10 protein-coding genes are annotated in these 12909 nt (G+C 49.9%); 5 read left to right on the forward strand and 5 right to left on the reverse strand.

Annotation, left to right across the window (positions count from 1 at the left end; all coding sequences use genetic code 11):
• Nucleotides 1-50 precede the first annotated feature (50 nt).
• On the forward strand, nt 51-923 hold the full coding sequence (locus tag ABD846_RS07180) for an ABC transporter permease (protein WP_344824509.1): 873 nt from the start codon (nt 51-53) through the stop codon (nt 921-923).
• Here ABD846_RS07180 and ABD846_RS07185 read toward each other — a convergent pair.
• Complete coding sequence (locus ABD846_RS07185) at nt 920-1480, reverse strand: DUF1415 domain-containing protein (protein ID WP_344824512.1); 561 nt, start codon at nt 1478-1480, stop codon at nt 920-922. The two genes, ABD846_RS07180 and ABD846_RS07185, sit on opposite strands and share 4 nt — an antisense overlap.
• A gap of 86 nt (nt 1481-1566) precedes the next feature.
• Between ABD846_RS07185 and dusB the strand changes: the two genes are divergently transcribed.
• The 3 genes from dusB to paaZ are packed head-to-tail and all read left to right on the forward strand — an operon-like array spanning nt 1567 to nt 5554.
• Nucleotides 1567-2550, forward strand: a complete 984-nt coding sequence (dusB, locus tag ABD846_RS07190; RefSeq protein WP_344824514.1) for a tRNA dihydrouridine synthase DusB — start codon at nt 1567-1569, stop codon at nt 2548-2550.
• A gap of 17 nt (nt 2551-2567) precedes the next feature.
• The gene (locus ABD846_RS07195) at nt 2568-3479 is read left to right on the forward strand and encodes a S66 peptidase family protein (RefSeq protein WP_344824517.1); all 912 of its coding nucleotides are present in this window, start codon (nt 2568-2570) and stop codon (nt 3477-3479) included.
• Nucleotides 3480-3505: 26 nt separating this feature from the next.
• Nucleotides 3506-5554 carry a phenylacetic acid degradation bifunctional protein PaaZ gene (gene paaZ / locus ABD846_RS07200; RefSeq protein ID WP_344824520.1) on the forward strand — a complete coding sequence of 683 codons (2049 nt, stop codon included), beginning with the start codon at nt 3506-3508 and terminating at the stop codon, nt 5552-5554.
• Nucleotides 5555-5593: 39 nt separating this feature from the next.
• Here paaZ and ABD846_RS07205 read toward each other — a convergent pair whose 3' ends face one another.
• Entirely contained in the window at nt 5594-5947 is a 354-nt protein-coding gene (locus tag ABD846_RS07205; protein ID WP_344824523.1) for an IS1/IS1595 family N-terminal zinc-binding domain-containing protein, read from the reverse strand.
• Nucleotides 5948-6211: 264 nt separating this feature from the next.
• Here ABD846_RS07205 and ABD846_RS07210 point away from each other — a divergent pair, with 264 nt between their 5' ends.
• Nucleotides 6212-6766: a GNAT family N-acetyltransferase gene (locus tag ABD846_RS07210; RefSeq protein WP_344824526.1), complete on the forward strand. Its 555-nt coding sequence runs from the start codon at nt 6212-6214 to the stop codon at nt 6764-6766.
• 2 nt (nt 6767-6768) lie between these two features.
• Here ABD846_RS07210 and ABD846_RS07215 read toward each other — a convergent pair whose 3' ends face one another.
• From ABD846_RS07215 to ABD846_RS07225, 3 genes are all read right to left on the reverse strand, one after another.
• Nucleotides 6769-11559 (reverse strand): translocation/assembly module TamB domain-containing protein, encoded by a 4791-nt coding sequence (locus tag ABD846_RS07215; RefSeq protein ID WP_344824529.1) that lies wholly within the window; start codon nt 11557-11559, stop codon nt 6769-6771.
• Between the two features lie 124 nt (nt 11560-11683).
• Nucleotides 11684-12091: a hypothetical protein gene (locus ABD846_RS07220; RefSeq protein WP_344824532.1), complete on the reverse strand. Its 408-nt coding sequence runs from the start codon at nt 12089-12091 to the stop codon at nt 11684-11686.
• 144 nt (nt 12092-12235) lie between these two features.
• Nucleotides 12236-12733, reverse strand: coding sequence for a GNAT family N-acetyltransferase (locus tag ABD846_RS07225; RefSeq protein WP_344824535.1), 498 nt, complete (start codon nt 12731-12733; stop codon nt 12236-12238).
• Nucleotides 12734-12909 lie beyond the last annotated feature (176 nt).

Genomic DNA, 12909 nt, shown 5'->3' on the forward strand with positions numbered 1-12909 from the left:
CATAAGCGTACTTTGCAATAAAGGGTATTTTCGGCTATATTTGCGGCCGAATGAATCAGGCGCATCATCATACAGAGCATTGGACAGAGGTCATTGAGCCGGAATCGGGTCTCCTTGACTTCAAATTACGGGAAGTATGGCGTTACCGCGACCTGCTGATGCTGCTGGTACGCAGGGATTTTGTGGCGCTGTACAAGCAAACGATCCTGGGGCCTATCTGGTTCTTCCTGCAACCGCTGCTTACGACTGTTACCTTCGTTTTTGTATTCAATCAGATCGCAGGTATCTCCACGGGCACCGTACCTGCAATGGTGTTTTATATGGCCGGTACCACGCTGTGGAATTATTTCGCTGATTGTCTGAATAAAACATCTACTGTATTTAAGGACAACGCTGCTGTTTTCGGTAAAGTGTATTTCCCGAGACTGATCATGCCCTTATCCATTGTCGTGAGCAATCTCGTAAAACTGGGCATTCAGCTGTTCCTGTTCCTGATGTTCTGGGCGTATTATCTTTTTACCACAGATACCATACATCCGAATATGACATTGGGGCTGCTTCCGCTGCTGATATTGCTGATGGGGGGACTGGGACTGGGCTTCGGAATGATCATCAGTTCGCTCACCACCAAATACCGGGACCTTATTTTTCTGCTCACTTTCGCAGTTCAGTTGCTCATGTATGCCACCCCGATCATTTATCCGATCAATGCGCCCGGCATCAGTCCTCTGGTAAGGAAGATATTAATGATCAATCCGATGTCCCCGGTGGTAGAGACCTTCCGTTATGCGTTCCTGGGTTCGGGGGGAGGCACCTTCAGCTGGGGAGCCTTGCTGTACACGACGGTCTTTACGGTCGTTGTAATGGCATTTGGTGCATTTATATTCAACCGGGTGGAGAAGAGTTTCATGGACACGGTTTAGTGACCCTTACCCATTGCTTTGGCTAACAACGCCTTCAGATAATCTGCTCCTTTGCTGCGCGCAAAGCGTATGTTGCGTTCGGGAATGCGCTCCGGTTCGCGGAAACCTTCCAGTGCTTCCTGCATACCCGCTTCTCTCAGAATATGGATGATCGGGTAAGGAGAACGATTGGTATAATTGGCTGGATCGTCTGTGTCCGCATCTCCGAAAACATATTCGGGATGGAAGCTGGCCAGTTGAAAAATCCCTTCAAATCCCTTCCTGCGCAATAATTTCTCCGATTGATTCAGCAGTTGCAGGTAAGCGGAGAAATGCTCGTATGCATCCGGGAAAATCAGCAATGTTGTCGCCGTTTCCGGCTGCAGCTCCAGCATTTTCAGTTCTTCCAGCACCATGTGCGGATGCAGATGCAGTTCCCTGCCGGCGATGACTTTATAACGGATACTGTTGTCTGCCACCACTTTGTATGCAAAAGGGCAAAAGCCGCAGCCGATCACCGAGAACTGTACCCAGTCTGCACAGTGCCGTATGATCGTTTGTTCCTGATCTGTTGTCATGAGCTGCTAAGGTACTGGTTCCGCGGAATATATCCTGTCTGCGGTCTCGTTTTCAGGCCCTGTATCTGTATCTTTGCGGCCTTATTATGGTGAAGATCGGAAATATTGAATTGCCTGATTTCCCCTTGCTGCTGGCCCCCATGGAAGACGTGAGCGATCCTCCGTTCCGTGCGGTGTGCAAAGAGTACGGGGCTGATCTCATGTATACGGAATTTATTTCCACGGAAGGATTGATCCGCGATGCGATCAAAAGCCGTCAGAAACTGGATATTTTCGATTATGAGCGCCCGGTTGGCATCCAGATTTTCGGCGGAGATGAAGAGGCAATGGCGCTGTCTGCAAAAATTGTGGATGCCACACAACCTGATCTGCTCGATATCAATTTCGGTTGCCCGGTAAAGAAAGTGGTTTGTAAAGGAGCCGGAGCTGCGGTGCTGAAAGATGTGGACCAGATGGTGCGGCTTACGAAAGCCTGTGTGGATAATACTTCGTTGCCGGTGACCGTAAAGACGCGCCTGGGTTGGGACGAACGTTCGAAAAATATTGAGGAAGTCGCCGAACGCCTGCAGGATGTGGGTATCCAAGCACTCAGCATACACGGTCGCACGCGTGCACAATTGTATAAAGGGGAAGCCGACTGGACCCTCATCGCAAAAGTGAAGAATAACCCCCGGATCAAGATCCCGATCTTCGGCAACGGTGATATCGATAGTCCTCAGAAAGCAAAAGAATACAAAGAACGTTACGGTGTCGACGGGATCATGGTCGGCCGCGCCGCCATCGGTTATCCCTGGATATTCCGCGAAATCAAACACTATCTCGCTACCGGTGAGCTGCTCGATCCACCTACCATACAGGAGCGTGTGGACGCCTGCCGCAAACACCTGCAGGGATCCATGCGCTGGAAAGGCGAGAAACTGGGTATACTGGAAATGCGCCGTCACTATGCGAATTACCTGCGCGGATTGTCGCATGTGAAAGAATATCGCAACCGACTGGTCAATACAATGGATGCGGCCGAACTTTTCAGTATTTTGCAGGAAGTTGAAATGCACTACGCGGCTGTATAAAACAAAGCAAACACCAGATGATCGTTCCTCCTTTTCTGAAACCCGGTAGCACCATAGGTATCACCTGTCCTTCCGGTTATGTGTCTGCCGACAGAGTCTCCTATGCCTTGAAGGTATTGTCGGACTGGGGATTTAAGACGGTGACAGGCGAGACCGTAGGGAATGAATATCATTATTTTTCCGGCGACGATGCCACACGTGCGCGCGACCTGCAGCAAATGCTCGATGACCCGGCAATTGATGCGATACTGATGGGGCGCGGGGGATATGGCTTAAGCCGTATTATCGACACGCTTGATTTTACGCATTTCAGTCGTCATCCCAAGTGGATATGCGGATTCAGCGATATCACGGTATTGCACAGCCATATCCAGGCCTGCTTTGGCATACCCACGTTGCACAGTGTTATGTGCGGTGCTTTCCGGCCGGAAACAGAACGAAAAGATTACCTGCTCAGTCTGCAGGATGCGCTTAGCGGGAAAAGCCTGCAATATGATTTTTCTGCGTTTGCGGAAAACAAACCGGGTACAGCGGAAGGCGTCTTAGTGGGTGGAAACCTCGCTATGCTGGCGCACCTTACGGGTTCTGTTTCCCAGGTCGACGCAAAGGATAAGATTTTATTCATCGAAGATATCGGCGAACATTATTACCAGGTAGACCGTATGCTGCTGAACCTCAAACGTTCGGGTCAGCTGAGCAGACTCAAAGCCTTGCTGGTGGGCAGTTTTACTGATATGCAGGACACCGATCGCCCGTTCGGACAAAGCATCGAAGAGATCATACTGGATAAAGTGCGCGAGTATGATTATCCGGTTGCTTTCGGTTTTCCTTGCGGACATCAGGAAGAAAATGTAACGCTGATGCTGGGTGCAGCACACAAACTCACGGTAGCAGCAAACGGATCTGTACTGGCGTTGCAGCCACATTAATCATTCAAAATCACGAACAACATATTATGGCAACAAAACTTGAGAATTACGTTTTAGGTAAATGGATCAGCGGAGACGGTGAAGGACAGGCATTGTATAATGCCGTGAACGGAGATACCCTGGCCTATGCGAGCACGAAAGGGCTGGACTATGCATCTGTACTGGATTATGCGCGCAAAGTAGGTAATCCTGCCCTGCGTAAAATGACCTTCCAGGAACGCGGCCTGATGCTGAAAGCACTGGCGATGCACCTGCGTAATCATCTGGATAAATTTTATGCGCTGAGCTATCAGACCGGCGCCACAAAGGCTGACAGCTGGGTGGATATCGAAGGCGGTATCGGTAACCTTTTTGCAAACGCGTCTTTGCGCCGTAAGTTTCCCAATACACCATTCTGCCTGGATGGAGAAGGCCACAACCTCAGTCGCAACGGTACTTTTATGGGACATCACCTGCTGGTGCCTAAAGAAGGCGTTGCCGTACATATCAATGCATTTAACTTCCCGGTATGGGGCATGCTGGAGAAAATTGCCGTGAACCTGCTCGCGGGTATGCCTGCAGTGGTGAAGCCCGCCACCGTTACTTCATTCCTGACAGAAGCCGTGGTACGGGAGATTGTCGCTTCCGGCATCCTTCCCGCCGGCGCGCTGCAATTGCTTTGCGGATCGGCCGGCGATATGCTGGAGCATGTGTACTCACAGGACGTAATCACTTTCACGGGTTCTGCCAGCACAGGCCTGATGCTTAAATCCGGTAAGCGTATCCTGGAGGAGAACGTGCCGTTCAACCTGGAGGCAGATTCCCTGAACTGTATGGTGCTTGGCGAAGATGTTACCCCCGATATGCCGGAGTGGGACATATTCGTGAAAGAAGTGCGTAAGGAAATGACCACGAAGGCCGGTCAGAAATGTACCGCCGTGCGTCGCATTTTTGTGCCTGAAAACCGCATCGACGCAATGCAGGAGTCACTGATGAAAGCGCTCGCGCAAACAACCATCGGTAACCCGCTGAACGAAAAAGTGCGCATGGGTTCCCTCGCCGGTAAAAACCAGCAACAGGAAGTAATGGAGCAGGTGCAGAAACTGCTGGCCGTGTCCCAGATCGTGTATGGCAGTCTCGACAGCGTGGAGTTGATCGATGCGGATGCACAGAAAGGAGCTTTTATGAGTCCGCTGCTGCTGCGTAACGAAGACCCTTTCGGCTCTCTGGCCACGCATGAAGTGGAGGCCTTCGGACCGGTATCCACGATCATGCCGTATAAAAATATGGACGAGGCGATTGCGTTGTCCAAAATGGGTAAGGGATCGCTCTGCAGTTCCATTATCACTGCCAGCGGCAAAGTAGCACAGGATTACGTGCTGGGTGCCGGTATGTATCATGGTCGCGTGCTGGTGCTGAACAGTGAGTGCGCCAAAGAAAGCACCGGGCATGGGTCTCCGTTGCCGTTGCTGGTACACGGCGGACCTGGTCGTGCCGGAGGCGGCGAGGAAATGGGTGGTATGCGCGGTGTAAAACATTACATGCAGCGCGTGGCCGTTCAGGGTTCTCCTACCATGATTACCGCTATCTCAGAGCAATACCAGCAAAATGCAAAAGGATTCCACGATGGTATTCACCCGTTCCGCAAGACTTTCGAAGTATTGAAGGTGGGCGATCAACTGATCACGGAAAAAAGAACGATTACTTCAGAAGATATCGATCGCTTCGCAGACCTCAGCGGAGATCATTTCTATGCGCATATGAAGGATACGGATTTCGCAGGCACCATGTTCACGCACCAGGTGGCACACGGATACTTTATCATGAGTGTGGCAGCCGGACTGTTCGTGGACAGCTACGAAATGAATCCCGTATTGCTGAACTACGGAATCGATGAACTGCGCTTCACTAAGCCCGTTTACCCGGGTACGGATGTGTATGTTCGCTTTACCTGTAAAGAGAAAATCGAACAGGAACAGCGTGACGAACAGGATATTCCTAAAGGCATCGTGAAATGGCTGGTGGAAATTTTCGACGAATCGGAGGAACCGCTGGTAGGTATTGCAACCATCCTTACGATGGTTCGTAAAGGATAACATATCAAAACATGAAAGCGGGGTATATGCCCCGCTTTTTTATTCTTTTTGCAGTACTTCCGGCAGGGCAGTCAGGGTATACTCCTGCAGGGCACCGGCCTCCTCGTGAAGAGACGGCGTGCCTTTACCGCGTAATTCATCTACATGATTACAATATTTCCTGATCCAGTTGATCACGGATACGTGGCTTACACGTAGCATTTGTGCAATAGTCGTCACCCTTAAACCTTCCAGGTACAGAATGACGGCAAGTCGTTTCGTATTGATGTCAATCAGCGACGACTTTTTCTCTACAGTAAAATTATAACCGCAGGATTTGCACTTAAAACGCTGCAGGCCATTTACAATACCGTTACGGGTATTATGGCCGCTCGAGCATTTCGGGCAGTTCATTTTTATTTATGGTTTTATTGGTAATTGCAATGATATTACAAGCTTTTGAAAAAACATAACAACCGTCAAACATAAATGTTTTGCTCACCTGTAGGCTAACAAAGATGTTTTTTTTTATTTTGTCTGTATTGCATTCTGTAAAATACTGTTTATTATTTAAATAAAGCTACTAAACTATTTCATGTAAAAAAATAGTTTCTTTTATTCTTTCCAATAATTACCGTAAACCCACATAAAGTATAACAGGAATATTATCTTTGAAATATGAAATTCCATATAGAAACGCCTTCACTTGTGCTCAGGGAACTGCGACCCGAAGATGCCGATGGCATCTTTGAACTGGATACCGATCCGCTGGTACATCGCTACCTGGGTAACAATCCGATCCGCAGCAGAGAGCAGGCAGAGCAGACTATCAGTTTCATCATGGAGCAATACGCGCAGCACGGCATCGGACGCTGGGCCGTAATAGAGAAGAGCAGCGGCTCATTTGCGGGCTGGAGCGGATTGAAATTCATTACCACCGTGGAAAATAACCGTACCCGTTTCCATGATGTGGGGTACCGGCTGTTGCCGCGTTTCTGGGGCAAAGGATACGCAACAGAATCTGCACTTGCGGCACTGGCATACGGATTCAGCGAACTGCAGCTGGAGGAGATCATCGGTATGGCGAATGAATTGAACGCAGCTTCCCGCAGGGTACTCGAAAAATGCGGATTACGCTTTGTGGAACAGTTCATGTGGAATGGCATCACCTGCGACTGGTTGCGCATTGGCGCTGCCGAATGGCAGGCACAGCAGCAATTGCAACAACAGTAAGATTATTCTTTCACGCCGCCCTTGAGTTTGGCTTCGCGCTCCGCCTGTATGCGCCTGCGCGAATGGAAAAATTCATACAGGTTATTGAAACTCTTCTTGAACGAGATACCCACACCCTGGCGGGAGATGTTCCCGTAGTACAGGTCATAGTTACTGGAGCGGAATCCGACGATACTGATACCACCATCCGGCGTAAGCAAATACTGCGCACGGAAGTCACCGGCAAGGTTAAAAGTACTGGCGGTAGCGTTCTGGTTCGTGGAGCTGGGCCTTCCCCAATCGTATGCGCTGCCGATCTGCAGTTTCAGGCGGTCGTTGAAGTAATTTTTACCGAGCCCAACTTTTATCTCATCGCGGTTTCCCAATATCGGCGACGCCGTACTGTTGGTTGGCGCATTCAGATCCTGTCCGTAGCTGCGGTACTGCACCAGTACCTGTATATTCTTATCTCCGATCAGTTTGTTCAGCGCTTCTGTCAGCACCGGCGAAGCTTGTCCTGCCAGCGTTTCGCCCAGCGTGTTTTTAGCGCCGTTTACGGCCATGGTACTCGTGATACCCTGTGAAGGAATGAAGGAATTCAGGAACAGCAGCGCACTTACCTGGTTGGTGAGTGCGGACTTATCGCTCTGATTGATACGTGTGAGTTTTGCATAGGCCACCGTTCCGAGCGAGCGTTTTTCCGGCAGCAATATCTCGTAATTCAGTTCTGGAGTAGCCAGAGTTCCCTTCATATATAACTGCACGTTTACTGCCTGGTAGGCCTGTGCATCCTCCAGTTCCTTGGTATTAGTGCTGATCTGGTTGATTTCGTTCTGATCCAGGAGATCGTACAGACGCGTACGGGTAGGGTAGATCGCGTCGATATTCAGCCTTGTATTCGCAATGTTTCCGGCAAATACGATAGAGCTTCCGGAGTTGATAATAAAATCTTTGATAAGCACCTGCCGGAAAGTGAAGGTATATTTCCCGGATTCGATATTGTAGGTGCCGAACATCGAATAGTCGTCGTTCGCCGGTACATCCAGCGTGAGGTTCCCGTTGCCGGTTGCGTTGATCTGATCACCTGTTTTGGGGTCCAGCACCAGCGTTACATCCATCAGGTTGTTCATCACTGCCGACATCCGCAGACTGAGCCTGTCTTTCGCTCTGGCAGTTGTGCGTGTACCTGTCTGGTTGCCGTAGTTCTTAAAGCTGATATAGGAGCTGGTGCTGATATCGCCTGCTGCGTTGTAAGGAATATACAGACTCGATTTCTGGGTCGGTGTTGCGCTGATGCTCATACGGATGTCGTTGAGCGGACCTGTTACACTGAACGTGGTTTTTGCCACTACATGACCGTAGAACAGGTCGTTTTCATACGCCTTCAGATTCACCACCTCAAACTGGTCTGTTCTTAGCCGCAGGTTCAGAACCGGGTTTGCAAGCTCATTGAATTTCACACTGCCTGATGCATACGCTTTATTACTGTACACATCCAGCAATTCCACATTGTCGAGGTTGATGCTCTTGTCATCGATTTCGATCACACCGTTCGGGATGCTGTATAAAGTTCCGATATAATCGATCCGGGCCAGTGTATTGCTCAGCGTGAGCGAACCTTTCATTTTAGGTCGGTCCATCACGCCGTTGATTTTTACCTGACCGTTGGCGAGTCCTGCCATCTTACTCACATAGCCGGTGAGGAACGGATTCAGCAGGCGCAGCGGGAAATTGTTGATCGCTATGTTACCGTTGATCTGGTCCTGGTTGTCAGGGTCAAATGAAAGACTACCTTCTGCCGTAAGCGAAAACAGCGGATGGAATATTCCGGTGGTATTATTCAGCGTAAAAAGCTTTTTGTCCGACTCGTAGATACCGCCGAGCTTGATCGTTCCGAAAGTATCCTGCCCGATCTTCGCGTCGCTGATCACCACATCTGTCTTTACATTGGACTTATCGAACAGGTGCTCCAGTTTCACGTCGCCGGTAAGCCTGCCGTACGGATGGTAGGAAGCCACGCTGGTCATTGCGGCGATCTGGCCCAGGTCAATATTCTCTGCATGTATATTCAGTGAAGGGTCGAAGCTTGCACTTTCGCTGTTCATATAAATCTTCTGCAGGCCGGAATACAGGCTCAACTCGTTGATCGACAGGAAATGCGGAGCATATACGATATGGTTACCTGCCGCTATTTCCCATTTCGCATTGTTCAGGTATAGTTCCGAAGGCAGGAACGAGAAATACAGAGAATCACCCGATGCCTGCGCGGTACCGCTGAGCGTGGCCGTACCTATCTGCTCGTCAGATTTCGTCGCGAGCACATAGCGCAGTTTGTTGTCGCCGACAGAAGCATCCAGCTTCACCGAAGTGTTCAGGAGATTTTTACCCACGATAAAGGAAGCGACCGTCGCATTGAGGTCCAGCTGGCTCGCATTACCTTTTCCGGAGAGCGTTGCATTGTTCAGCTGGATCATGCCTATCTTACCCTGAGGCACGGCAGCCTCCAGCGTGAGTGTCTGGTTGCTGGTGTTCAGGTTACCGCGCAGCATCGAACTGTCGAATCCGCTCATGCTTTCGCTGAAGGCCACCAGCAGGTCGCTGATCTCACGCGTGCGTATGTCGAAATGGATATCCTGCGAAGCGGCTACCGATTTCGTTTTGCTGATATAGTTCGGAAGGTACTGGCTCAGGAAATACTGCGTTGAATTGCCGATCTCGCTCAGCAGGAAATTACCGCTGACCTTTGCGCTCAGCAGGTTACTCTCAATATCAATATGCTTTTCCTGATCCTGGAAATACGAAACGATGTTAATCGAGTCCAGGTCCAGCCGCTTCTTCTTCCGTACCAGGTTGATATTATACAGCTTCGCAGAACCGATAAAGTCATCGATATTTTTACCGGAGCAGTTCAGGTCGAAGTCGGCGGTGAGGCTGGCCGGTGTCTCGCTGAAGTGCAATGCTTTCAGGTCGCTGTGCAGCAGGTTGGCCGTCGCATTCACATGTATTACCTGTTGGCTCAGGTCGATAGATCCGTAGAAACCGAGGGAAATGTTTGAGTCGTTGAGCAGCAGCTTTCCATTGAATTTCTGTTTGTCGAACACACCATCGGCGGCAATATTACGGTAGGTGTAGTTGTTGAACGTAAACTCCCTGAATTCTGTGGTTGCTTTAATCTCGAAGCGGTCGGGATCGAAGCTGGCCCCCTGCAGTTGTGCGTTGAAAGTGGTGGTGCCGAGTGTGGGCTGGTTCAGCAGGCGGCCCGCATCAAAAGAACGGGAGCTGATGTTTCCGGAATAGGTGGGTTGGGCGCCCGCCGGCATTTTCATCCGGATATCCGACTGCACAATGCCAAGGTTGGTGGTGAGCGAGGCACGCGTGGAAAAGTCATTCAGCAGCCCCTTAAAATCCCCTTTGAAATAGACATAGTCGAGTGCCCGCAGGTTCAGGTTCGGATTGTCGCGCAATACAGGAGCATAGCGCAGCAGGGATGCACCGGTGGTAAAAATCTGACCGTCCGTATAATCAAATACCGTCTTATCTATGTCGGGAAGGCCTGTGATCTTCAGGTCGCCTTTTATCGTGCTGAATCCGTCGCTGGCTTTCAGGTTGGTCAGAGTCAGTTTATCTACGGTTCCGCTTCCGTCGCCGGACAATTGTACCATATTCAGGAAAGGCAATGCGCGCAGCTGCGGTGCAAAGTAGGCCACATCTTTTGCATCCACATGCGCATCTTTCAGGTGCGCCACCATTTTCACTCTGGCAATGTAGTCCTCGAAATCGGGGAAGCGATCATACAGCATCGCATAATAGTTGCCGATCTTGCTGTTATTGGTTTCGAGGTAGAGATTTTTACAGATCGATGCAACCGGGGAAACAATCACATCCGCCTCCAGTTCTTTGATGCGTAACCCGCTGCGTTCGCTCGCGCTGAAATGATCCCAGGATGCAACCAGTGTGTCGCCGCGTACATACAGTTCACGGATCTTCGTATCGATGTTCTTTACTTCAATATATTCCGGGTCAAATTCATTCGGGTAGGGCTTACCCGTTTTGGAGACAAAACGGAAATGAACATTATCGAAATCAATCGTGTGCACCGCTACCGACCAGTTGTCCGGGTTGAACGGAGTAGTATCGATCACCGGAACTTTCTTCACTTTGGACGGTGGCTTTCCTCCGATAAAATCGCGGATACGTACGGAGGAATTGCCCAGGCGGATAAACCCGATATCGATTTTCCGTTTGTTGAAATCAAGCTCCTCCACACCGGCCGCAAAATCCATCAGGTCTATGTCGTAATCGTAGCCGCCCCAGGCATCATCCATATGGAAGCGCACATTGTCCAGCTGTATCTTCTGCAGGTCCAGCTGAAACTCCTGCTGTGTGTTTGTTTTTTTCTTTTCCGGTGTTTTGGAGGAAAATGCATCCGCTATAAAAGCATAGTTCCAGATATCGGATTTGTCGCTGCGGTACAGGTGCACATAGGTATTGCTCAGACCAATGAAATGCAGTACGGGAACACTTCGTTTGAGGAAAAACCAGTCGGTGATACGCAGTTCCGCTTTGCCGATGTGCGCAAGCGTATCCTTTTGCTGGTCTTCGATATAGACGCCTTCCAGCACCACATGGTTCAGGAGGTCGATCCGTAAATGATCTACAGAGACGCGTGTATGCAGTTTTTCGGAAAGTGTTTTTGCCGCACGCCGGGCCAGATAGGTCTGTACAGACGAAAAGTTAAGCGCTGCCAATAGCAGGATCACCAGGCCGACCAAGGTCAGCACCATATTCCTGAGTATTTTTAGTACCTTTTTCACTGTCAGCCACAAATATAAGCGCTCCTTTGCATCTCTGTTCCTAAAGTTTGCCGAAAGAGCTGTATAAAGCTATGCCCCGGCTGTATCCGCCAGGGCATAGAGTCTGTAATTAACCCGTTCTATTCTAAAAGCCGATGTTGATGTTCACTCTCGGGCGTGGCACGTAAACGCGTGGTGGCATTACCCGGTAAGGACGCGGACGGTTGTACACCACTACAGGCGGAGGAGCGCAATAGCTTACGGGTGGGGGAGGTGGCGGCATGTGGCGGCGATAGCGGCGTCCATAGTTGCCTCCGCCGTAATAACCTCCGTTGTTATAATACCCATTGTTGTTACAATTGCCATTGTTGTAATAGGCGCCGTTGTTGTACCCATTGTTGCAGTTGGGGCCTCCATTGTAATTCCCGTTGTTGTAATTACCTCCGTTGTTGTAGTTACCGTCATTTCCGTGGCGGCCATAACCCTGTGCGTTGGCCATACCGGCGATTCCCATAAACAGTGCTGTAAAAGCAAATAAGATGCGCGTTTTCATATCAAATAAATTTTTGTGGTTTTTAAAATGTTTGTTTCTGCCGGTATTACTTCATAGACCCGGTAACGTGTAACGGGTTTAATGTGCGCGCAAAAAAAATCCCGGATGCTGCAATCCGGGACCTTATTTATGGAGTAACGGGGCTCAGAGATGCCTGCCGTAATATACATGGTCGAAGTGCTCTCCATCGATCGCGACGATACCGGGCATACGGCCCCAGAGTACAAATCCGGATTTCTTAAACAGCGCCTGACTGCGGTCGTTCGAAGCGATGATAATGCCGATAAGGTGTTCAAAGCCCGCATTGCGACAGAATGCGATAGTGTGCTGCATCATATCGGAACCTACTCCGCGCCCGCGGTAAGCCGCATCAATATACAGGCTTATTTCGGCTACTTCCGCCAAGGCGCGACGACCTTTTCGGTACGGACTCACACTGATCCATCCCATAATGTCGTTGCCTTCACACGCAACAAATACGGGATACCGCGGATCTTCATGCTCGGTAAACCATTCTTTGCGGTCCTCCACCGTGAGTTCATCAAGATCGGCTGTATGGCCCTTGGTACGAATGGATTGGTTGTAAATAGCAACGATGCGTTCGGCATCGGCGGCTTGCATGGGACGAAGGGAGACGGACATTTCCTTTTTTTATGCTAATATAAAAGAACTTTGGAAGCCTGTCTGTCAATAGCTTGCCAAAAATGAGCCGAGCGCAAGTGACGCCTGAACTTTGGTTTCCGGAATTGAAGGACTTATGATCCTACCCAAACTTCAGGATCAGGGGAAAAATGAAAAAGGAGCCATCCGGCTCCTTT

Origin of the sequence: Rurimicrobium arvi (genome assembly GCF_039540495.1) — a bacterium.
Classification (GTDB): domain Bacteria; phylum Bacteroidota; class Bacteroidia; order Chitinophagales; family Chitinophagaceae; genus Rurimicrobium; species Rurimicrobium arvi.